Annotated in this window: 18 protein-coding genes and 1 riboswitch; of the genes, 5 read left to right on the top strand and 13 right to left on the bottom strand. The window is 41.6% G+C overall.

The features are described 5' to 3' along the window. The first annotated feature begins 193 nt into the window (after nucleotides 1-193). On the top strand, nucleotides 194-2,353 hold the full coding sequence (locus CUU66_RS00910; RefSeq protein WP_257967867.1) for an LTA synthase family protein: 2,160 nt from the start codon (nucleotides 194-196) through the stop codon (nucleotides 2,351-2,353). 42 nt (nucleotides 2,354-2,395) lie between these two features. Here CUU66_RS00910 and CUU66_RS00905 read toward each other — a convergent pair whose 3' ends face one another. Both CUU66_RS00905 and CUU66_RS00900 read right to left on the bottom strand, forming a co-directional pair. Beyond that, nucleotides 2,396-2,920 carry an AAA family ATPase gene (locus CUU66_RS00905; protein WP_101639803.1) on the bottom strand — a complete coding sequence of 175 codons (525 nt, stop codon included), beginning with the start codon at nucleotides 2,918-2,920 and terminating at the stop codon, nucleotides 2,396-2,398. A 46-nt stretch (nucleotides 2,921-2,966) separates the two neighbouring features. Further along, nucleotides 2,967-3,266, bottom strand: a complete 300-nt coding sequence (locus CUU66_RS00900; RefSeq protein ID WP_101639802.1) for a hypothetical protein — start codon at nucleotides 3,264-3,266, stop codon at nucleotides 2,967-2,969. Nucleotides 3,267-3,488: 222 nt separating this feature from the next. Here CUU66_RS00900 and CUU66_RS23865 point away from each other — a divergent pair, with 222 nt between their 5' ends. Continuing rightward, the gene (locus CUU66_RS23865; RefSeq protein WP_180955104.1) at nucleotides 3,489-3,650 is read left to right on the top strand and encodes a hypothetical protein; all 162 of its coding nucleotides are present in this window, start codon (nucleotides 3,489-3,491) and stop codon (nucleotides 3,648-3,650) included. Nucleotides 3,651-3,725: 75 nt separating this feature from the next. Here CUU66_RS23865 and CUU66_RS00895 read toward each other — a convergent pair whose 3' ends face one another. Next, the gene (locus CUU66_RS00895; RefSeq protein ID WP_101639801.1) at nucleotides 3,726-4,094 is read right to left on the bottom strand and encodes a hypothetical protein; all 369 of its coding nucleotides are present in this window, start codon (nucleotides 4,092-4,094) and stop codon (nucleotides 3,726-3,728) included. Nucleotides 4,095-4,418: 324 nt separating this feature from the next. Between CUU66_RS00895 and CUU66_RS00890 the strand changes: the two genes are divergently transcribed. Next, nucleotides 4,419-5,099 (top strand): EcsC family protein, encoded by a 681-nt coding sequence (locus CUU66_RS00890; RefSeq protein WP_101639800.1) that lies wholly within the window; start codon nucleotides 4,419-4,421, stop codon nucleotides 5,097-5,099. Between the two features lie 337 nt (nucleotides 5,100-5,436). Here the strand turns inward: CUU66_RS00890 and CUU66_RS00885 are convergent, their stop codons facing one another. From CUU66_RS00885 to CUU66_RS00850, 8 genes are all read right to left on the bottom strand, one after another. Further along, nucleotides 5,437-6,981 (bottom strand): glycosyltransferase family 2 protein, encoded by a 1,545-nt coding sequence (locus tag CUU66_RS00885; RefSeq protein ID WP_101639799.1) that lies wholly within the window; start codon nucleotides 6,979-6,981, stop codon nucleotides 5,437-5,439. A gap of 68 nt (nucleotides 6,982-7,049) precedes the next feature. Then, nucleotides 7,050-9,719 (bottom strand): bifunctional glycosyltransferase/CDP-glycerol:glycerophosphate glycerophosphotransferase, encoded by a 2,670-nt coding sequence (locus CUU66_RS00880; protein WP_180955103.1) that lies wholly within the window; start codon nucleotides 9,717-9,719, stop codon nucleotides 7,050-7,052. Continuing rightward, complete coding sequence (locus CUU66_RS00875) at nucleotides 9,694-10,884, bottom strand: glycosyltransferase (protein WP_180955102.1); 1,191 nt, start codon at nucleotides 10,882-10,884, stop codon at nucleotides 9,694-9,696. Before CUU66_RS00875 ends, CUU66_RS00880 begins: the two co-directional genes overlap by 26 nt. Nucleotides 10,885-11,601: 717 nt before the next feature. Continuing rightward, nucleotides 11,602-13,242: an ABC transporter ATP-binding protein gene (locus CUU66_RS00870; protein WP_101639796.1), complete on the bottom strand. Its 1,641-nt coding sequence runs from the start codon at nucleotides 13,240-13,242 to the stop codon at nucleotides 11,602-11,604. A gap of 27 nt (nucleotides 13,243-13,269) precedes the next feature. After that, nucleotides 13,270-14,061 (bottom strand): ABC transporter permease, encoded by a 792-nt coding sequence (locus tag CUU66_RS00865; protein WP_101639795.1) that lies wholly within the window; start codon nucleotides 14,059-14,061, stop codon nucleotides 13,270-13,272. A gap of 42 nt (nucleotides 14,062-14,103) precedes the next feature. Further along, nucleotides 14,104-15,117, bottom strand: a complete 1,014-nt coding sequence (gene galE, locus CUU66_RS00860) for a UDP-glucose 4-epimerase GalE (RefSeq protein WP_101639794.1) — start codon at nucleotides 15,115-15,117, stop codon at nucleotides 14,104-14,106. Nucleotides 15,118-15,420: 303 nt separating this feature from the next. Beyond that, the gene (gene galE, locus CUU66_RS00855) at nucleotides 15,421-16,434 is read right to left on the bottom strand and encodes a UDP-glucose 4-epimerase GalE (RefSeq protein WP_101639793.1); all 1,014 of its coding nucleotides are present in this window, start codon (nucleotides 16,432-16,434) and stop codon (nucleotides 15,421-15,423) included. Nucleotides 16,435-16,754: 320 nt separating this feature from the next. Further along, nucleotides 16,755-16,931 (bottom strand): anti-repressor SinI family protein, encoded by a 177-nt coding sequence (locus tag CUU66_RS00850; RefSeq protein WP_101639792.1) that lies wholly within the window; start codon nucleotides 16,929-16,931, stop codon nucleotides 16,755-16,757. Nucleotides 16,932-16,948: 17 nt separating this feature from the next. Then, nucleotides 16,949-17,035, bottom strand: a riboswitch (cyclic di-GMP riboswitch). A gap of 591 nt (nucleotides 17,036-17,626) precedes the next feature. On the opposite strand from CUU66_RS00850, the gene CUU66_RS00845 reads away from it, so the two are divergent. Next, on the top strand, nucleotides 17,627-19,255 hold the full coding sequence (locus tag CUU66_RS00845; RefSeq protein ID WP_101639791.1) for an alkaline phosphatase: 1,629 nt from the start codon (nucleotides 17,627-17,629) through the stop codon (nucleotides 19,253-19,255). A gap of 258 nt (nucleotides 19,256-19,513) precedes the next feature. Here the strand turns inward: CUU66_RS00845 and CUU66_RS23860 are convergent, their stop codons facing one another. Then, nucleotides 19,514-19,627 carry a YuiA family protein gene (locus CUU66_RS23860; protein ID WP_180955101.1) on the bottom strand — a complete coding sequence of 38 codons (114 nt, stop codon included), beginning with the start codon at nucleotides 19,625-19,627 and terminating at the stop codon, nucleotides 19,514-19,516. 166 nt (nucleotides 19,628-19,793) lie between these two features. Between CUU66_RS23860 and CUU66_RS23855 the strand changes: the two genes are divergently transcribed. Next, a complete protein-coding gene (locus tag CUU66_RS23855; protein ID WP_180955100.1) occupies nucleotides 19,794-19,940 on the top strand; it encodes a hypothetical protein in 147 nt (48 codons plus the stop codon). 359 nt (nucleotides 19,941-20,299) lie between these two features. On the opposite strand, the gene CUU66_RS00840 is transcribed toward CUU66_RS23855, so the two are convergent. Beyond that, a complete protein-coding gene (locus tag CUU66_RS00840; RefSeq protein ID WP_101639790.1) occupies nucleotides 20,300-21,754 on the bottom strand; it encodes a hypothetical protein in 1,455 nt (484 codons plus the stop codon). Between the last annotated feature and the right edge of the window lie 225 nt (nucleotides 21,755-21,979).

Below are 21,979 nucleotides of genomic sequence, written 5' to 3'. Positions count from 1 at the left end.
GCTTTTTTATTTGGGAGACAACGCAAGTTTGGGTTTGAATTGCCTTCACTTCTTGTCACTTCCATAGGAAAATATATTAATTTAATGTAAAATCTGCAAAAATTTTAAGAAAAAATTAAGGTTAGAAAATGTTATAATAGTAAATAGTTTTTTTATAATGCTATCAATAGAAATGAGGGAATAAGTTTTGTCAATGGACCCTTCTCCTAACATGAATCAAGATATACAGCCACAGAGGAAAAGAGAACCCCGTTCACGGGTACTTTATAAAAAGATGGCTGTCCAGCTGTTAACATTATTTTTTATGATAGGCCTTCCGATTCTCACTCTTGTTGTGAGTGAAATCATTGTGCGGGAAGCACTCACCATGCCCTTTGGAGATTGGACGACGGAATTTACAAAGAGGTTTGCCTTAAACATCCTTCTCCTTGTTGCCTTGTTTAATGTCCTGTATATCCTCCCCCGCAAATGGTATATGTTTACGAGCTTCCTATTAAGCGGGATTTTAATCTTTTTTGCGGTAGCGAATAAAATTAAAATTGAAATTCGTAATTCACCCATAGCTGTGGGTGATTTCGCTCTATTAAATGAGCTGAAAGGGCTGGATAACCCAGTCGACCTTAATATACCACTTATCATTGGTGTTATCGTCGGAGTTATTGCTGTAGTGGTGGTTATCTTCTTACTAATTCCTAAGTTTAAAGAAAACTGGATTTTCAAAGCAGCCATTTTCGTTTTATCAGGCGGCTTTTTGGCAGTTGTCTGGACAGACTATCCTGTTTCTCCTATGGAAAAGGTACAATTTCAAAATACCTGGTGGCAGCAGGAAGTCGGTACGATGCGGAATGGTTTGTTCGGAAACTTCGCTATGCTGGCTAAGCAGACTCAAATAGCACCACCAGCGGGTTATTCCAAGAAAACAGTCGAATCCTTCGGGAAAGAGTATAAACCGGCTGCCGGAAAATCCGGTGAAAAACCGAATGTGATTTTCCTGATGAGTGAGGCCTTTACGGATCCTTATCATTTTGGTAAGCAGCACTTTACCCAGGATCCAATTCCAAATTTCCACAAGCTCTATAACGAATCTCTTCATGGAACGATGTACTCCCCTGAGTTTGGCGGAGGAACAGCCAATGTGGAGTTTGAGGCTTTGACAGGATTAAGCAGACAGTTCATGCCGGATAACTATGTGGCTTATCAGCTGTATGTTAAAAAGCCGCTTCCATCCGTTGCTTATGCTTTCCGTGATGCTGGCTACGATACAACAGCTATTCACTCTTATTACGGCTGGTATTATCAGCGTCAGTCCGTCTATCGCCTTCTCGGCTTTAATCAGTTCATATCAGGGGAATTCATGGATCTCGATCATGCGAATGGATCCGGCTGGGGCTTCCCTAAAGATAACTCGATCACGAATTCTACATTAGAAGCCCTAGATCATACGAAGGGCAAAGACTTCATCCATGCTGTTTCTGCTGAGGCACATCAGCCGTATAAACCGCAGCCGGATTCTAAGTTCTTAAAAAAAGGCACTCTGCCTGATATTACAAGACAGTATTTAAATAAATACACAGAAAAAATGCACAGTGTCGACCAGGAGCTCGGCCGCCTGATTGAAGAACTTAAAAAGAGAGATGAACCTACGATTCTTGTATTCTGGGGTGACCATTATCCAACCTTCGGAAACAACAATCAAGTATTTGGAGCACAGGGAACTCAAATTGCGAATAATATGCTTAATGATTATGAAGACTTCATTAAAACACATGATGTTCCATATTTCATCTGGAGCTCTGAAGGGAACAAATCGAAAAAACTTGATCTTTCACCAAACCAATTCGGCGCCATTTCATTGGAGATGGCAGGTGTAAAAGGGAATACAGTAACAGCTATCCTTGATAAAATGCGTGCACAAGGTGATGCTGTGGTTCCTTATACGAAGTGGCAGAAACAAATGGGCAAGCAGACGAAGGAAATGGAAGACCTGCATGTTCTGCAATACGATCTGCTTCACGGAAAGAGATATGCAGGAGATTCTATTCCCGGCCTGATCGATGAGCCAACCAAGGATTATCATCTTGGTCTATATCCTACAATTAAGATTCAAAAAACGACTTTTACAGCCGATCATTATGAAATCTTTGTAAAAGGTGCGCCTAAGTATGCCAAGATTATGAGCAAGGACGGAAAGGAAGTTAAAGCTGTCTGGAAAGACGGAGCAGATGACACAGCTTCCTTTACTGTGAACAAGAATGATATGGAAGCAAAAGAAAGCTATCGATTTGCTGTTTATGACAACCTTGATAATGTTCTGCGTACATCAAAGTATTTTAAGCTTAAAGAAACTGAATAAGAGTTGCAAAAAGAGCTGGGAGAAAGATCTCCCAGCTCTTATTCATGTGTGAATATATGTAATTACGTCATTTATGTAACTGTCTAATGGTTTTCTTGAATCGATCACAAGATATTCATGAGTGTCTGGTCTTTTGCTATTTTCCACCCAGTGAAAAAAAGCAGCCTCTGATTCCACTTGCTGTATCTGGCTTTTCACGCGTTCACGGTTTTTTAATCTTTGTTGTACAACGTTTATATCATTTAAATAACATTCAACATACTTATATTTTGCCTTGTGCTTTTCAGACAATTTCACACCCTTTTCAACCATTTCTGGATAGAAACAGGGACTGTCGAGTATAACGCTATGCCCGGTGGATAGATGAGAATCTATCAGCGCCCATTCAATAGTATAGGAAATAGCTCCAACAGCCCTATTATCAATTCGATTGTCCCCAATTGAGGTTAACAGTGCGGATTTAACAACATCGTGATCTACGATGATTGCACCTGTACGTTTTGAAATTTCTTTGGAAAGAGTTGATTTTCCTGACCCCGGAAAACCTGCCATTTGTAGAAAAAACATAAATAACTCCTCTTATTCTCTAAACTTCTGGCTCCCTTGATTCTATTCAGTATTTCTGAATACTGGCTACTTTGAAATCGTTTTCATAGTCCATTAGTACAGACATCTTTTCGTCTTTTTTCCCTCTTAGGTGGCCATATACAAATACATCTGTTAAGCCAGTCCCGTCGGAAAATTCCACTTCATCGACTATAAAATCTTTTCCCTCACGCACTTTTAAATATTCAATCGCTACCTGTGAAGCAAGTTCTTTCATTTCTTTCTTACTCTTTTCACCCTCCTGCCTGCAGCCGGTTATAAACAGTATTATTAACAAGGTACATGTCAATAAAATCCCTTTTCTCATATATCGCTCCAATTTCCTGAAAAAGTTTTATATATAGAAATTATAAGCCATTTCAGTAAACCAAAGTGTTTAACGGGATTAAAATATACTAAACCCGTGACACTCATCTTATAAGTAAAATTTTATTGGTGCAGCAAAATTGTTTTGTGCAGTTAATTTTCATTATGATGGAGTTTATTTTTGGGCATACTTAGAAGAGTCTTTCTATCATGAGGTGCTTATATGAATCCATTCAAAAAAATGTATGAAAATATATTTAAAAATGACCAATTCGACTATGAACTTGGTTCGGATTTAGATGATGTGGATACCGAAACGTTAGGAATCTTGGATCATAATGATCCCGAATTCTATTCCATCCGCAAAAACGGCCCTTCTGAGTAGAAGGGCTCATTTGACTTGTGATGAGTTAAAGGAGCAATTCCCATTAATAAAGTCTCGAGTGTTAGTAACATGTGTTTATAAGCCCAGTCTCACCCAGAGTTTGTCGTCCTTAAGTTCAAAATGTTTTATGTTTTCCAAAGGGACTTTCCTTACTACGTCAAATTTATTGAGATTAATAATCATATTGCCTTTTATATATGACAGTAGAGGTGGACTATTTAAAATTTTAGTCTTGATCCAATCCTCATTAAGCGGCTTCATTTTGGCCACTTTAAAATATAAGGCTCTATTTTCTCCCCTAAGCGGCAACAAATCAATTTCAAACTTTATCTCCATTAAAAACTTTTTAGCAATACCTCTAAACCTTAGAAAAGAAGTATGAAACTCCATATCCAGTTTACTAATACTTTCATGAGGATTTGTATTTTGAACCAAAAGTTTCATAATCTCGACCCATATTGGAATATTAATTCCCCCATCAGCCAGTTTACTTTGGATACGGGAATATCCTTCTTTGCTATTGTCATCCGTTTTACTAAGGTGTTGATTTACTTTTTGTAAAATCTCTTCATCTAGGAAAGCACTTCCTAGTATTAGATCACATTTTTTTCAGCGGACTGACTATCAACCACAATATTTGATTCCCGGGCAACTATTTTTCAAACCATTATCCTTAAATTATAAAAAAGTTGTGGAAAAAATTGTTTTTTCTTTTATAATTTATGGTATGTCCTACAGAATTTTACAAAAGAGGGTAAAGGTGAAAAAATGACTGAAGCAAAAAAGTCCATTACACAAGATGCAATTATGAAGGCATTAGATTGGTCCTACGATAAAGCAATCAATGGAGGTATACCTGGAATGGATACTTCCATTGAACTTGCGGAAAATTATTTAAGTAAAAGTGGTTCCTTAGAGAATCAAATTAATAGTCTAATAAGATGGCAGAATACTAAAAGTGCAACTGCTGGTTTTCTTACGGGACTGGGTGGAATTGTAACATTACCTGTTGCCATTCCCGCTAATTTAACGAGTATCTTATTAGTCCAAGTAAGAATGGTTGCAGCTATTGCCCATATGAAAGGGTATGACGTTCGGGATGATCAAGTTAAAACGTTTGTTTATGTTTGTTTAGCAGGGAATGGTGCAAAAGATATACTTAAAAATGCAGGTATCCAAATAGGAAAAAAGCTTGCAATGAATGGAATTAAAAAAATCCCTTTTGAAATTATAAAAAAAATTAATCAAGCTGTTGGATTCCGCTTAGTAACTAAGTTTGGACAAAAGGGAATCATCAACCTTGGTAAAATGGTCCCTCTAGCTGGTGGAGTACTTGGAGGAACACTAGATGCTGTCTCGACTAATACAATTGGTAATATAGCAAAGTCTGTGTTTGCTGAAAATCAGTACGAAAAAAATAACGAACGAGTTATTATTGATATGAAATAATTTATAATCAAAAAAATGCCTAAAGTAACAAGAGAGTCTGCCTTTGCATACTCTCTGTTGGGCTGTTATAAAACCTATTAACTTTTTTCTCGCTGATAGTAGCCTCCCATATCTCTAAAATATTTTAATATAATGAAACCAAAATAACACCCGCCTCGTCTAATCTAATGACACCCAATTTTTGTGACCCCGCAGCCGCTTCTGCCCGCTGCAGGGTTATTTATTTGGGAAATTGGGGACTGTCCCCGATTTCCCAAAAGGAAAACCGTTATCCTGCAAGGGATAACGGTTGTTTTGTGTTTCGGGAAATAACGGGAAATGGGGACAGTCCCCCGGGTTATTTCAGGATTTTCTTTATAAGGGTTTTGACTTTTTGTTTGAGTGTGTTCTTTTGGCTTCGCAAGCTTAGGTTTCCCTGCTTGGTTCGGTATAGGGTTAGTACGCTGTTCTGCAATTTTAGGATATGCCGGTCCTTGATAGCAGATGGGTGGATTCTTACCCTTGCTTCTTGGTGCTCGTCCGCATCATTGCCGATTAGGCTGAAATAAAAATCATATACTGCTTCTTCCCTATACAATTTAGGATTCAGATTGACCGTAAACGATTGTGTCTCGTATGGATAGAGTCCACTTACATCGGCCTGTTCCAAACTGATAGGCTGGCTCACACTTGAACCAGACCCAGCTCTCCCCACACCATAAAAAGCTGCATCGACTGGCAATGAGGCCTTAGGAACTATAACGCTCCCACGCAGCTCCCAATTCATCTCACTTCTTGTTATTTCGTTTACTACAATTTTCGGTTTAAGATCCGGGGTTACATCATACACATTATTTTCACCCTGAAGCTCAAACCTTGCCCCATTCTGCTTCACAATAGGACGGGTTTCAGTGTTTGTATACATTTCTGAAAAAAGCAGGAGATCTCCATAATTCTTTTCCTTCAGCAAAGCATAGAGAGTTCTTTCCTTACGGGGCAGTTTAACAGCCGCATCCTCTGGAATCTGCTGTAAAAAGGAAGAAATCTCTCTCTGCCATTCTTCCCGCTCTGCCGGCTGAACGAGTGAATACTTGATGACGTGAAGCCGGACCACGTCCAGCAGACTTTTCAAATCATGTTCGGAAATAATCCGCGGTTCAATAGCGGATTGAACCAGCCACTTTCTATTCAATAGCAGCGCCCGCAAGCGGTCCTGTGTATTTTGCAGTTTCATCTGCTGCTGGGTGATGGAAGGTTTATTTTCATCCTCCCTCACCCTCCAGAGGTAGACTACTTCCCGGGTCACAGCGATCTTTTTTGCCAAAACAGCCGCTCTCATCGTCATATTCAAATCTTCATAGTACTTTCCTTCAGTAAACAGCAAGTTCTGTTGGACTAAGAACTCCCTTTTCCAAAGCTTGTTACAGGCAATGCTGTCCTGCAGCATTTCAGGCCTTTCATGAATCGTAACAGACTCGTCTTTATTGTATAAGCCGAAGTCGGCATGCCGTTTAGGGATATAGCGGCGTTCCTCCGTTAAGCGCATGACCTTCCCAACCGCATAGTCTGCCTGATGCGTTTCTGCTGGAATTACCAGAGATTCAATAGCCTTCTCCGGTATTAGGTCATCACTATCTAAAAAGAAGACATAGGCTCCGCTGCATAAGCTGATACCTCTGTTTCGCGTATAACCCAATCCATGGTTTTCCTGTGAATATAGGCTTAACCTTGAATCGGCCGTTGTAAACCGTTTTACAATTTCTTCACTTTCATCTGTTGATCCATCGTTTATGATTAGGACCTCTAATGATTGATACGTTTGCCTAAGAACCGACTTCAAACAGGCCTCCAGATATGGAGCTGCATTGTAAACTGGGATCACGATGGAAACCAGTGCCGCCATCCTTCTCACCTCGCATTCTTATGGTAAATGAAAAAAGAGCAGCATAGTGCAGGCTCTTTTTTTCATTATCAGTCGAAAACTCTTGAAATGACCTTCCGTGAAGCCTGTCCATCCTCTATGCTGCCGAACTCTGAGGAGAACCGATTCAAAGCCTCATTATATTCGTTCAAGCTTTGAGAATTGTTCAGGTAGAATACGACTTCCTCAATGTCACCGCATACCGGTCCTGGTGCTTTTTTGACAAGGTCAAAATATGTTCCCCTGCGAGAAAGATACTCCTCAAGGTCGTACGTATACAGAATAATAGGACGTTTCAATAGAGCATAATCAAACATAACAGACGAATAGTCCGTCACTAGGTTGTCAGAGATTAAATATAGTTCAGAGATATCCTGATACGTCGATGCATTAATGATATTTGGCGGCAGGTCCTGATTCGATATTCTCGATGACAATAAATAGTGAAGACGCAATAATACCACTGAATTCTCATTAACCGATTTGCTTAGGGTCTGAATATCCCTCAGCGTCTTTTGGAATGAATTTGGATCCCAATCACGGAATGTCGGCGCAAACAGAGTTACTTTTTTACCCTCAGGAATACGGAAGTGATTTCTCACTTTCTTGACTACATCCTGCGGCTGAGTAATCAAAATATCATTCCTTGGATATCCGGATTCGATGATTTCGCCCACATATCTAAAGGCTCTTCTAAAAATCTCTGTGCTGTATGGGTTAGGTGATACAAAGTAATTCCAGGCATTCGTCTGAACCTTCAGCTTAGCCAGCTCTTCTGCAGAAGGCAGTTTCTTCTGGTCATAGCCCATCCTTTTCAGCGGTGTTCCGTGCCATGTCTGTACATATACCTGGTCTTTTTTCTTGCGCACCAGATGGGCGATTCCTTGATTGTCCACCCAGAATTTAGAACGGATTAGATAATAGAAGTGCTTTAATGACTTTCTCTTTACCTTTATCGCCTTGCCCGGCAGTTCTACGGCGTCTGGATTTTCAAAGGACCAGATGAATTTATAATTCGGATGAGTCTTCAGCATTTCTTCATATATATATTTCGGACTATCACTGTACTGCTTCCCCATATGACTTTCAAAGAGCACCCAGTTAGGACGCAGGGACAGCTTCTTAAAGAATTTTTTTGCATAGCCGCTGAATGTTTTTTCAAGAATTCCCGGATTATTAGGGTCAGCAATTTTCCCGCGATGCAGCAGCCACCTCGCTTGATCCTTTTTCCGAAGCGGCAATACTTTGATAGCAAATGAGTTCTTGTTATTTACAAAGAACTGTTTAGACAGGCTGCTGTCCTTCACTCGGATATTAGGCAGATGCTCGATGACCGGCTTTTTAACAAGAATCCGGTGCAGTGTTCCTTGATGGCTGACATGAAGGAATAAATAGTAATTACCAGGTGTTACATCCCGCAGCGAAAATACTGTACGGCCATCAGCACCCGCTTTCGAGTAAACTAGGGCTTTGGTCTGCCTGTTTTTCAGGGTCCAAAAATAATAAACCTCTGAATTCTCAATTGATTCCATGCTGGATTGTCCATTGAAAGAGAACGTATCATTCGTCAGTTCGAGGTCATGAATGGAAATGGTAAATTCAAGATCCTCGACACGAAGGAATTTCTCATGAAGATTCCCTTCCATGAAGGTCTTAAAATAGTACGAACCGCCTTCAGCATATATTCTTGGCACGCTTGTCGGGAGACCATTCTTATAAGAGATATAATCCTGGAAGCCTTCTTTGTCCCCGATATACAGCAGATAATACATGATCCGCTCTTTTTCCGGGAGCCTGATAAAGGCGTACGCATCCATCACTTCATGCATATATTCATAGATTAGGGCATGGAACTTGCTTTTATATTCTTCATCAAATTCCAGATAATCATTTGTATACAGCTTTAAATCGTGACGTAAAAACTTATTGTTTTTATTTGCCTGATAAAGAATGTCTCCATTGTCGCGAAGGAATTGGTCAAAGAGACGGTGAGCCACGATCCTATTTTTAAAATTATCGAATTCATGTCTTCGGTTTGTGATCGATTTAACGTCTGCATTTTCAACAACACGCCAATAATACACTGGTTCTGGAATGATACTGAACGAATCAGCCAGGAAATAGGCCTTCCCGGTAAACACGACATCCTCATAATGAATACCTTCCGGGAAACGCAGTTTATTTTTATCCAAGAATGAGCGCTTATAAATCTTATTGACCGATAAGCTGTCAAACAGCATCATGCTGAATTCACGGATATTAATATTTGTCCGTTCTGTATTATAAATTTGTCTATGGTACCAGATTTCATAATTATTAGTCCGGATTACCTGGCCGCCGACAAAGTCAGAATCGGTTCTTTCAATGGCAGCCACCATTTTTTCACAGGCATCGATAGTGTACCAGTCATCCCCGTCAAGGAACATCACATATTGCCCTGTAGTGTGGGCAATACCAGTATTACGGGGCGTACTGCAGCCACCGCTGTTTACCTCGAGATGAACCGCCTTGAACTTTGGTTTGTCCGCTATAAATCTGTCGATCAGCTCACCTGTTCTGTCGGTAGATTTATCATTGACGACCACAACCTCCATATCATCAAAGGTCTGTTCATGTAAGGATTCCAGCGCTTCTTCGACGTACAATTCATTATTAAAGGCAATGACGACCACTGAGAGTTTAGGTGAAGGTAGATCATGCTTCATGGTGTTGTTGTTCATTTTTCTGTCCTCCCAGTTCTTCGAATAAGTCATACCATTGAGATTTAATATATTCTTTATCGAATCTCGCACTGCTTTCAAATGAATGCTCGCTGAATTTTAGGAATGTTTCTTGATCCTGCGCCAGCCGCTTGATTTGGCGTGATAGCAGCGGCACATCATCAACAGGTGTGACATACCCATTATTATAGTCACTTACGATTTCACGGATTCCAGGAGCACAATCTGTTGAGATACATGGAAGTCCGCACGATTGGGCTTCAATCAGAGACATTGGCAGCCCTTCCGCTTTTGATGAAAGAACAAAGAAGCTGGATGCGGATAGAGCACCTTGAATATCTTTGGTCTGTCCTTTAAGAGAGATCCGGTCTTCCATTCCGAGAATCTTAATCAGTGTTTGAAGAGACTTTTTTTCCGGTCCATCTCCGTAGATATGGAGTTTCCAGTCAGGAAGCTCCTTTGAGGCATGTGCAAAGGCTTCGATCAGAACATCGAATGCTTTTCCGTCTACAAGTCTGCCCGTAGAAACAATCGTCTTGTGACTATATAGCTCCTGCGGCTCGATTTGTTTTCGGAATGGTGTTGGGTTATACATCACAGCAGCGTTTGAGAAGCCCTGGCTTTCAAAATGAGCCGCATCTTTTTGTGTAAGGAGTAAAAACTTCGCTACTTGACGATAATATTTGAGGATCCTCTTATAGCGATGAGAATCTTTGGAAGCAAGATAGCTTTCATGGCTCTGGCCGATTATTTTGATATTCGGTCTATACATAAGCGGCTCGATCCACTGCATTCCCCAGACCTGTACAGCTATGACAAAGACTTCTTCATTTCCGTAGGCGTCAAAGAATGCTTCCACTTCCTTACGTCTTTTGACAAGCTGCCGGCGCCTTTTTAATTCCGCATTGACTGTTTTAAATCTGAGTGCTTTTAAATTCGTTGAGATGGCTTTAGGAAGCGTGGCTCGATATCCATTCTGGTGTACCACATGTACCGGAATATCACTGGAAAAATAACTCGGCTCATTGGGCTGTTCATTTATACTTAAAATTGCCACAGAATGTCCATCCTGTATAAACTCATCCGCTAAAATGGAGGCTACCCGCTGTGCACCACCGTGGCCATTGTATTCATTTAACATAAAAACGATGTTTTTCTTTGGCATACCTATACTCCTCATTATCGTATTTAGAGATCCCTTTAAACATCCAGCTGGATCCGGACCTCTTAAGTCCGCTTAGAGACCGATAGGAAAGGGAAAATCTTGATCCACTTCATTCTCTGCTTAATATACCCCGATTTTCCTGGCAAATCACAAATCGAACTTTTTCATTAGTTTGTCGCTTTCTCGTTCATGCTGTTTTTCACAAAACAGAGTAAAAAACGCGATTAAACGTCTTTTAATACGGCTGTTTTCGTAAACTTTGTTGTTATTGCACAAGGGGGGGTGATTTCCACTTCAGGATGCTCGCTTTCCGCGGGGCGGGCGCTGAGCCTCCTCGGCTTCGCCTGTGGGGTCTCACCTGTCCCGCTGCTCCCGCCCAGAAAAGCGGAAAGCGGTGCCTGCCCACCATATAAATATTAAAGCTTGGTGTTAATCCCAATAGATATAAAATGGGAAACAAAGTAGCAGGCAGAGACCCGATAAAGAAGACTTGCTGATTGGCGAACGACAGTGAAGACAGAAGCTTAGTCGCACTTATGCGTCAGCCAAGCATAAGACGAGCAGGCTGTGGGGTGTGCTTTTCTCCCCATAGACGGATTGGCTTATGACTCGAGGGTCTCAGCTTGCAGCTGGATCAAAGAGTCTCGCACCTTACGTTCCAATCAACCTGTTTAACAATAGAATAGGTTCACAGAACTTATTAAAAAATAACATTTTTTAGAAAAGAGCCTTTATTTCCATACGGAGATATTTTGTTTCTGTATGAACAACCGCAGCACGGTTCCCCATTACATGAGGCTCTGCAGGGTACTCTTTACTTTTAGAAGCCCATACCAGTGTGTTTAATTCATGATGGGGCTGAGAATTCATTTTGTATGTCAACCGGTATTCATACTCGCCATTTTCAAGGTCAGCTAACTGAATCACTGCGGAAAATTGAGAGTAATTGTAGTTTTTCCCCTGTGGATTGAAAGAGGGATTCTCTGTAATTTCGTCTGTCCATTCAACAGCTGCAGGGTAGATTCTTTCTTCAAAGGTCCCGAGGTTTATCAAATGTAATTGGACAGTCGCTGTTTCTGGAGCGGGCACTTCATATCCTCTCACAAAAGCTACGCCTTCCATATGAAGAGAGCTGTCTTTAAACCATATTTTATTCATCTGCTGCTGCAGTTTGTCTGCATTTTCAACTGTCATGTTCAATTGATTTTTATTAACCCGTACCTTATAAATAAAGCGGCCTCTCGCGTCTTCTTCACCGTCTAGTTCGACATTTCCAGCCCATAACGAAAATTGTGATTGAACGTCAGCCTGCGTATAACGGACACCGAATGTATAGCTTCCCGGTTTAAAGAAGGACGGGAACTCTTTTTCACTAAAGGTAAGAGAAAATCCTGCTTTTTCCTGTACTTCATTCGGAAGTGAAGACTGTCCTCTGTACGGTATTGGCCGGATTTCTTTTGAGATAGTTTCACCAGTACGGCTGTCCTTTAACATAAATTCAAAAGATTGAACTCCATTTCTTCCATAAAGATAGCCTTCTAATGTCATGGCCAGCCCCTCATCCGTTACCTCATACTGAACTTTTTCAATACTGTGGCTGAATTCCAATTCAGAACGAATTTCTTCGAGCTTTTTTTTGCCGCTCATGAATTCATTGTAAATAGAAGCGACCTGCTTCGAGTCACCATACGTTATTAGCTCACCTTTATTAATCCAGGCAGCTCTAGAACAGAAGGATTCAACGGCATTTTTGTCGTGACTGACAAAGATGATCGTCTTTCCTTGTTCCTTGAACTCATTCATTTTATTCATACACTTCGCACGGAACATGGAGTCCCCGACAGCCAGTGCTTCATCAACAATAAGGATATCCGGATTAACATTAACAGAAATCGCAAAGCCCAGCTTCGCTCTCATCCCGGAAGAATAGTTTTTAACAGGCTGGTTAATAAAATCGCCAAGTTCCGAGAATTCGATGATGTCATCCACCTTCTCCATCATTTCCTCTTTAGAGTAGCCTAATAAAACACCCTTCATAAAGATGTTGTCATAACCGCTCATTTCTGGATCAATCCCTGAACTCACATCCAGGAATACGAGGGCACCGTTCACATCCACAGTACCTGAAGTAGGATCAGCAATACCCGTGATAATCTTGAGAAGAGTGGATTTTCCCGAACCATTTGTCCCGAGGACACCGATCGCTTCTCCTTTTGGAAAATCAAGAGAAACGTCGTTCAGCGCCAAGAACTCCCTATGGAGCGGTTTTTTTGTAACAACCTCTTTAATAGGACCCCATTTATCGTCGTATAGTTTATATTTTTTCGTAATATGTTTTACGCTAACTGCTACATCCATCTAAATCAGCCTTTCGCGAGTTAAAGATTACATGATATCCAGGAATATAGGTTTCATCCGTTTGAACAAGTAATTCCCCAGAATGAATAACACAAGCACTACGACCCAAAAGTATAGGGTGTAGAGAGGGTGTTCCCAAAAGCCGGAATGATACAGAATAGAATCTCGATAGCCCTGAACAATGTAATGGAACGGATTTAATTTAACTACGTTTGCAAACCGACCTGCATTTTCCACGGACCATAATATCGGTGTCATCCAAAATAAAAAGATCAGCACCGTATCCAAAAAGCGCCCGAAGTCCTTACTGATCGCAACAAGCGGGGCTGTCACAGACCCAAGGGCGAGCAGCAGCATAACCGCTGCAAAATCATAGTAAATAACCTGCAGCCAGTACACCGAGACGGTTTGCAGGGCGACAGCAAGCGTGATCAGAATCACGACCAATAATATAAGATGTGTATAAAATGAAAACATAATCTGCACCGCAGGCAGAATAGCTATTGGAAACGGCGTATTCTTTATGATGCTTCTTTTGCTCCTGAACGATTTCTGGGAAAGCTTGAAGCCGTCATTCAATAAGAACCAGGCCACCATGCCGATTGCCAGCCATGCCGTATAAGGGGCCCCTCCGACAGGTTCTGCCACCCTATTGCCTATACTAAATACAAACCAGTACACCGCAATTCTCAAAAGAGGCGTCACCAGGCCCCAAATAGAGCCCAGTACCGTGCCGGCGTATTCTTTTTTTATCTCATGTAAGGATAATGCATGGATCATCTTCCGGCGATCCCACATTTCCTTATATATATCAAACATACGTATTCTCCTTTAATTAACAACCACTTGCATAATCACTGTTCATCCAGCATATCCATCCGGATTATTTGACTGCCATCTCCAGGAATCCCTGCACATTTCAGCCAGGTCCTGCTCTGCCCTCCACTCAAGCATCTTCTCTGCTTTGGCAGGACTTGCATAGCTGACTGCAATATCGCCGGGACGACGGTCTATTACTTCGTAAGGGATTGTCAGATTATTAACCTTGCTGAACGTTTTCACTAAATCCAGTACACTGTAACCAGTACCGGTTCCAAGATTAAACGCTTCGACTCCGGCATTTTTCTCCACATACTGAAGCGCCTTTACGTGGCCTTTTGCCAGGTCGGTAATATGAATATAATCCCGTACACCCGTGCCATCGTGGGTTTCATAATCATCCCCAAATACAGAAAGCTTATCTCTTTTCCCAATTGCAACCTGAGTGATATACGGCATCAGATTATTTGGGATCCCATTTGGGTTTTCACCGATTCTTCCGCTCTTATGGGCTCCGATTGGATTGAAGTATCTCAGCATAGCAATATGCCAGGAGTTATTTGACACATACAAGTCTTGTAATATCTGCTCCAGCATCAGCTTAGTCTGCCCGTATGGGTTTGTCGCGGAAAGTGGAAAAGTCTCATCGATAGGATTCCTTTCCTGGAGACCGTAAACCGTTGCTGATGAACTAAAAACTAACTTTTTCACATTGTGTTTAGCCATAACTTCACACAGATTGATGGTCCCTGTTAAGTTTGAATGGTAATATTTCAACGGAATGCTTACGGATTCTCCGACCGCTTTAAGCCCTGCCAGGTGAATGACCGCTTCAAAATCATACATCTTAAATAGGTTTTCCAGACCAGCGCGATCTAATAAGTCGCATGAATGGAACTGGAACTCCTTGCCGGTGATTTCTTTCACCCGATGAATGGATTTCATTTGGCTGTTTGCTAAATTATCTAAAACGACTACATCATATCCATTTTCTAATAGCTCTACAACTGCGTGGCTCCCAATGTAGCCAGCGCCCCCCGTAACCAATATTGTCATAACAACTTCCCCTTTATATAAAAACTCTTCTAGTTTTATTATGAAAAAGTCGTGTCAGTTTTTGTAGGATCATGCTGCAGTTGTGTAGACACTTATGTAATTATAACCGAATCAGTCAGAAAAATATAGATTTAGCCGATATAGCAGAAAACCTCGAACGGAGGGGAAATTGCGGGTGCCTGCTTCTAAAAAACTAGCTATTTACCGCATATTTCCTGATGATTTAAGCCTCTCCTTAGTTATGGGACAAGAAGCATTATAAAAGCCCTATCCTTTTAGAATAGGGCTGGTTTCTACTATATATTAGGACTCATATCCATTTGGATTGTCCGACTGCCATTTCCAAGAATCCCGGCACATATCTGTCAGCGTCTTCTCAGCGCGCCATCCTAGTACTTTTTCTGCCTTTTCCGGATTAGCATAGCAGGTTCCGATATCACCAGCACGGCGTCCCACCACTTCGTAAGGAATTTCACGGTTGGTTACGTCTTTGAACGCATTAACCAGATCAAGTACACTGTAGCCTGTACCGGTTCCAAGGTTAAAGGTCTCTACACCTTCGTTTTTCTCTAGATATTCCAGAGCCTTTAGGTGTCCTTTTACCAAATCCGTTACATGAATATAATCACGCACACCCGTACCATCCGCTGTATCATAATCATTCCCGAACACAGATAGCTTTTCGCGTTTGCCAACCGCTACCTGTGTGATGTAAGGAGTCAGGTTATTTGGAATTCCATTCGGATGTTCGCCGATTCTGCCGCTCTCATGGGCACCTACTGGATTGAAGTAACGAAGCAGCGCAATTCTCCAGCTGTTGTCCGAAACGAATAAGTCCTGCAGGATCTCTTCGATCATCAGCTTAGTACGGCCATATGGGTTCGTTGCTGATAATGGGAAAGACTCATCAATAGGATTACTTTCCGGCAGGCCGTAAACGGTTGCGGAAGAACTGAACACGAGCTTCTTCACATTGTGCTTGGCCATTACCTCACAAAGAATGATCGTACCTGTTAAGTTATTATGGTAGTACTTCAAAGGAATCTCGACCGATTCTCCGACCGCTTTAAGTCCCGCAAAGTGCATAACTGCGTCAATATTATGTTTTTCAAAGATGTTATCAAGCGCTTCACGGTCTAACAGATCATCTGTATAAAAAGGAAAATCCTTGCCTGTCAGTTCCTTTACTCTATTGATTGCCTCTATATTACTATTAGATAAATTGTCTAAAACTACAATGTTATACCCATTTTCTAAAAGTTCCACAGCTGCGTGGCTTCCGATATAGCCAGCACCGCCCGTTACTAATATTGTCATGATCATAACCTCACTTTACATTTACACATATCTAATGCGTGTTTTTTATGTCGTCATAATACCTTTTATTATAACTGAATCCCAGATAAAAATATAGATACAGCCGTTTATAGAAAGATTACCAGCAGGAATCAGACCGTATCATTAACAGCGATATAGAAGCGTGCTCCGCCTACATTGTACTTGATTCCTATAAAAAGAATAGAGGATAGATTCATGGTGTCTTAATCTATCCTCTATTTTGCAACGATTATTCTGGGTTTCTGGTTATGTATGTATAAGTCATGAAGTTCATTCATTAAATCAGGAAATCGTGTTTTTTACAAAGTAGGAGTAACAGCCTCTTTCTGAATAGAATTTTCGTTCTCTAGTGATGATAAGAATAAAGAATGACTGCCTTGTATAAAACTGCGCACTTCTTCAGGAGATATCCCTATTCTTTTAGCCTCCAGCAGCAACATGACCCACTCGTGATCCACATCTTTCGATTGACTCATTCTATTTTCTCCTTTTTTGCGGCAACCCAGCCATCCTGGCATCTATCTGCTTTAGATCTGTAGTTTTGCGTCCCTACTTTTCAATAGGTTTGCTTTTCACTGATATAACTATAGGTAATCTACCCTACCCATTGGTAAAAATAACTAAAAAGTTAGAAAGCTTTATCTACAAATTCCGACTTTTTACTCAAACACCCAACAATTTTCAAACTTACTTTCTCTAAAGTGAACGACTAATAAGTTTATTGTTACTCAACTGCAGTATACGCTCCTTTTCCCTAATTACTACGAAGTTAGGGAATTCTCGCGCCTTATATAAAAACCGTCTCCCCCATTTGCAGAGGTGACGGCGTCATTATTTTACTATTATTATAGGTCAGCTCTTCTTCTAATTTGTTTCTTGCAATGCAGGCAGCAGCCTGTATAGTAATCTACTTTATGTTTACCTTTCACCTTACAAGAAAACCAACCGAAAAAATTTATCATAATACGCCACCTTACTTATTTTTTCCATAAGAGTAGTTTAGCATTTGGAATAATATTAAGTTAATGGTAATTGAAAGATGTTTTACCAATATAACTTTACAATGTAACTATTTGTAAAAAAATAAGGGCGGATGTTTAAGATAGGACGAATAAAATTACCTATTTTTACAAAATGTAATCAATGACTTTACGTAAAAGGATGATTTTAAATGAAGCGGTTCGTCGTTTTTCTTATATCTTTGTCATTTCTCAGCTGTTTTCCCGGGACAATTTTTGCAAATACAAATACGGTACAGAAACCCAAAAACTTCATCATGATGGTCATGGACGGAACAAACTCGGATGCTGTAACTCTTGCCCGCTGGTATAAGGGCGGCAGGCTAGCCCTGGATGACATTCTGGCAGGCGGGGCAAGGACTTACAGCTATCATTCAGCCATTACGGATTCGGCAGCGGCTGGAACTGCTTTGGCCACTGGGCGGAAATCGGTCGTTCATTCGATTGGAATGACTCCTGCTGATAGAAGAGGTGGGATTGGTTTAGGGTCAGGAGAATCAGGCAGACCTGTGAATCCAGAGCAGAGCCTGGTACCGGCAGCATCAATCTTGGAGGCGGCGCAAAAGGCTGGCAAGGCGACTGGCATTGTGGCGACCTCTCCCATTCAGCATGCGACGCCGGCGGCCTTTTCTTCACATGTGGCGAATCGGTCTGTGATGGAGGATATCGCTGAACAGCAGGTGTATCAGGGACTGGATGTGGTTCTTGGCGGCGGGTTGCAGTATCTTCTCCCAGAAAGCCGTCGTGATGGCGAGAATTTGGTGAAGACCATTTTTAACAGCGGGTATGCATTTGTGGATAAGAAAAAAGTGATGGAGCAGGCGAGCCCTGGAAAACTGTGGGGTGTCTTTGCTCCTGACGCTATTGCCAATGAAATTGACCGTAACGAGTATTTTCCACAGCAGCCGAGTCTGGCTGATATGACCAGTAAGGCTCTAAGCTCTTTGAAGAAGGATAGAGAGGGTTTCTTCCTATTCGTTGAAGGCAGCAAGGTCGACTGGGCCGCCCATTCGAATGATCCAGTTGGGATGGTCAGCGAGATTCTAAGCTTTGATGCCGCGGTGGAGACGGCGGTTGATTTTGCAAAAAAGGATGGCGAAACACTGGTTATTGCGGTCACTGATCATGGAAACAGCGGATTGACAATCGGAAACAGGCGGACGGACAAGACCTATGCGGTCAGCCACCCGTCAACGTTTATCACCCCTCTGAAAAAAGCTAAAATCTCTTTGGAGGGCGCTCTGTGGCTGCTGCGGAAGGATCGATCTAATCTCCGGGAAGTGGCCGGCTTGTATGGACTTGATGACCTCAGGCGTGATGAGTGGATGCGTCTGAAGCGTGCCGGCAGTGAATTGCAGGTTGGGAAAGAACTGACAAGGATGCTTGGAAAACGGGCAAAGCTGGGGTTCACCACCTATGGCCATACCGGTGAGGACGTGTTTCTGTATGCATACGGCCCAGGACGGCCGACTGGCTTGATTAACAATACTGACATTGCTCCGATGGTTGCTAGCTATTGGGGGGTAGATCTGGGTTCCTTAGGCAGTGAGAAATTTATTCACGCAGCCGACTTTTACAGAGGTAAGGGCTACAGCGTGCGGGTCGATCAAAGCAACGCCGCCAACCCGGTGCTCGTGGCTGAAAAACCCGGAGTCAAACTAGCCTATCCAGCGCACAAAAACTTCCATTACCAAAACGGAAAGCTCATCAAGCAGACGGGCATCACCGTCTATGGCGGCGGCAAGTTCTATATCCCCCGTGAAGTGAGCCCCGGGAAATAGGGGACTGTCCCTCATTCCCCATAAAAAAACCGTTATCTCTCAAGGGATAGCGGTTCTTTTTTATAATTTGGGAAATGATCGATCATTGTCTTTTTAAACACTACATTACAACAGGAGTTTTCACCAACAGGATTGAATGAATATCCGCTCCCTCCTTACGCAATGTTTATAAATAAGAAAAAACCCTCAACAAGAATTGTTCAGGGATCTCATAACTAAAGTATATTAGTTCTGCCTTATTTCACTTTTACTAAATCTTCAATCGTGTACGTCACCATTTCCCTTGCATCGTGGACAAGTAATCGTTGAAGTTCCGCCGGCGACTGATATATAACCATCGCCATCACATTTTGGACATGTTCGTGCAGGCATTAGTCATCCCCCCAAAGTAGTATGATTTATTCTATAAAATTGCAAGGCTGATTATGAGGGATGTCTAAATCTTTTTTGCCAAAAAAAATATTTTCCAAACAGCTACCATTAAATCTGTTCCGTTCTGGTTTGTTTCTAAATATAATTTAAAGAGGAGCTGAATTTTATGTCTGATGATTTCAAAACACCCTTGAATGGTTTCTCCATGCAGGAAGGCTTTGAGAAAAAAAGAAAAGAGCAACAAATGAAAATAACTAAACTTGAAAATGAGCTTAAACAGTTAGCTGAAAAGATTAAAAAAAATCAGGTTTAGTATAAAGCCTGGTTCCATTGAAACGGGAAGGTGTCACTGAGTCTACTGTTATTTTTGTTGTTTTAACCAGGATCGTAAAAAGGTCTCTAACCTTTTGCGATAACGCTGGAGAAACAAATAGGCTAATCTATAAGGAAAACCAGGGAGCTAGTCGAGTTCGCCCAAGAATTCCACTTTCCAGCCTCAGCCATGAAGGTTACTTACCCCATTGTGGTAATTTCAATAAAAAAGCCCAATACCATAAAATAACGGGAAATATGGGACTGTCCCCAATTCCCCATAAAGAAAAACCGTTATCTCACAAGGGATAGCAGTTCTTTTTGCTGCTTGGGAAATGAATGGGGGACAGTCCCCAAAATTTATACAATTTTTCTCTTCCGCCGGCGTTTTTCTCCCAGGTAATTCCATAGTGCCTGCATGGCAAGTATGGTTCCGATGGCTATCCCGGATATGGCGACTAAGAAGGAGATCCATTCGAAGAAGGTGTACTCAGGGATCTTGCTCCATTTGATGCGGCCTTCCCAGTCCTGGATCACCAGGTTCATTCCATATATTCCGCTGATTACTGTGTATGTCGTCAGGATTTGGAGCAGGTAGTTGTTTCGTTTGGTTGTGAGCTTGTCCTGGTTTTGATACAGATCGTTCAACGTGGACTTAACCTGCCTGTATAATTCTTCGATGTTATAGATTTCTTTTACCTTTGCGAAAATTTCCCGGCCGGATACCCGGCTGTTTACCTCCGGATAATAGAACTTTGAGGAAAAGTCCGTGATGCTGACGATCAAGTCCTCTATTCCCGTTTCCTTTGTTTCAATGCTGATCTGTGATTGGTCATACGTCAGTTTCATCAGGGCAATCCTGTAATAATAGAAAAGCAGGAAGGCGTAGTAATATTCGCCATACATCTGGCTTGCGAGCATCTTTTTCAGCCCTGTGTTCCCTGACGATATGCAGGCAAAAATATATTCGCTCACCAGGTAATTGGTTTCATCCGCCCACCTGTCGTACGTATGCTTTTGAATATAGCGGTTAATATAGTCCTGATTAGAAGCGCCGATAAATGGCTCCCCTTTTGTATCAAACCCATTTACATGTCCGAAGCGGTAGAGATCCTGCGGGGTGATTTTGGACTCTTCCGGAAGAGCAAAGAAGCCTACCACATACATCCGTTCATCTATGAAAAAGGGCAGACTTCCGAAATAGGTCGATCCCGCTTGATACGTATCCATATAATCGATTAGGAACGGACATACCTCTTCAAAGATAAAATCCTTCATTTTCTTATACGTTTTTCCCTTGTACACAATGTCTGTCTGAATTTCCGGCTCGAGGATCGGCTCCATGACGCGGATGATATCTACGAATTCCAGGGCTTCTGAAATTGGCATATCTTTCGGAAGCTCCACTCGCAGGTTGATCATCCCGATTTTGAATGGGCAAATTACGATATCTATAGAAAGAATCTTAAATGTGGTCCGAACATGCTCCGAAATCATTTCGCAATCGAGGTTCAAAACCTTCGAAAACCTTCGGAATGAATGCCGCACGTCGCAGGAAGGAGGATAAAGCAGCGGTTCTATATTTGGGAGGAAGTTCTTTTCAAGAGCACGGTGCGAAACTCGGTGATCCCCGTAAAATGCAGTCTCCATATCTCCATCCTGGATCTTGAAGAAATGATACTCCTTACGAATCAGCTCATTCACAAGATTTTCAGATAATCTCCGCTCAATCGTAAACGGAAACACCAGCTGAACCAAAGACTCATTAATCACCAAATCTTGAATCTCATTGCCTCGCTCAGTAAAATTAGACACCCGTCCACACCCCCGTTTCACTATCAGTGTTCCCTTAGTTAAGCCTGTTGAAACTGGATACAGAGCTCACCAATACTGATAAAACTGATTTAAATACTCTTTTTTTGATGTGAAAATATGGAGGAGAAATAACTGCAGCACTTCCATTTACAGTTCCCAATTAAACATTGGTTTTTTAATAAGCTGCAGATTTGTAAATATGGATTGATTCATTATGCTTGAGAA

Source organism: Peribacillus deserti (assembly GCF_002863585.1).
In the GTDB taxonomy this organism is placed as follows: Bacteria; Bacillota; Bacilli; order Bacillales; family DSM-1321; genus Paraperibacillus; species Paraperibacillus deserti_A.
The sequence above is the reverse complement of the archived record's forward strand: the minus strand, read 5'-3'. Positions and strand labels throughout refer to the sequence as shown.

Excerpts from the sequence above, each read along its gene's own strand:
- galE (WP_101639793.1), bottom strand. The coding sequence starts at position 16,434 with ATGACAATATTAGTAACGGGCGGTGCTGGCTATATCGGAAGCCACGCA.
- CUU66_RS00905 (WP_101639803.1), bottom strand. The coding sequence starts at position 2,920 with ATGTTTTTTCTACAAATGGCAGGTTTTCCGGGGTCAGGAAAATCAACT.
- CUU66_RS00900 (WP_101639802.1), bottom strand. The coding sequence starts at position 3,266 with ATGAGAAAAGGGATTTTATTGACATGTACCTTGTTAATAATACTGTTT.
- CUU66_RS00865 (WP_101639795.1), bottom strand. The coding sequence starts at position 14,061 with ATGTTTGATATATATAAGGAAATGTGGGATCGCCGGAAGATGATCCAT.
- CUU66_RS00870 (WP_101639796.1), bottom strand. The coding sequence starts at position 13,242 with ATGGATGTAGCAGTTAGCGTAAAACATATTACGAAAAAATATAAACTA.
- CUU66_RS00910 (WP_257967867.1), top strand. The coding sequence starts at position 194 with ATGGACCCTTCTCCTAACATGAATCAAGATATACAGCCACAGAGGAAA.
- CUU66_RS00880 (WP_180955103.1), bottom strand. The coding sequence starts at position 9,719 with ATGAACAACAACACCATGAAGCATGATCTACCTTCACCTAAACTCTCA.
- CUU66_RS00845 (WP_101639791.1), top strand. The coding sequence starts at position 17,627 with ATGAAGCGGTTCGTCGTTTTTCTTATATCTTTGTCATTTCTCAGCTGT.
- CUU66_RS00890 (WP_101639800.1), top strand. The coding sequence starts at position 4,419 with ATGACTGAAGCAAAAAAGTCCATTACACAAGATGCAATTATGAAGGCA.
- CUU66_RS23865 (WP_180955104.1), top strand. The coding sequence starts at position 3,489 with ATGAATCCATTCAAAAAAATGTATGAAAATATATTTAAAAATGACCAA.
- CUU66_RS00895 (WP_101639801.1), bottom strand. The coding sequence starts at position 4,094 with ATGAAACTTTTGGTTCAAAATACAAATCCTCATGAAAGTATTAGTAAA.
- CUU66_RS00850 (WP_101639792.1), bottom strand. The coding sequence starts at position 16,931 with ATGAGTCAATCGAAAGATGTGGATCACGAGTGGGTCATGTTGCTGCTG.
- CUU66_RS23855 (WP_180955100.1), top strand. The coding sequence starts at position 19,794 with ATGTCTGATGATTTCAAAACACCCTTGAATGGTTTCTCCATGCAGGAA.
- CUU66_RS00885 (WP_101639799.1), bottom strand. The coding sequence starts at position 6,981 with ATGGCGGCACTGGTTTCCATCGTGATCCCAGTTTACAATGCAGCTCCA.
- CUU66_RS00875 (WP_180955102.1), bottom strand. The coding sequence starts at position 10,884 with ATGCCAAAGAAAAACATCGTTTTTATGTTAAATGAATACAATGGCCAC.
- galE (WP_101639794.1), bottom strand. The coding sequence starts at position 15,117 with ATGACAATATTGGTTACGGGGGGCGCTGGCTACATTGGGAGCCACGCA.
- CUU66_RS23860 (WP_180955101.1), bottom strand. The coding sequence starts at position 19,627 with ATGCCTGCACGAACATGTCCAAAATGTGATGGCGATGGTTATATATCA.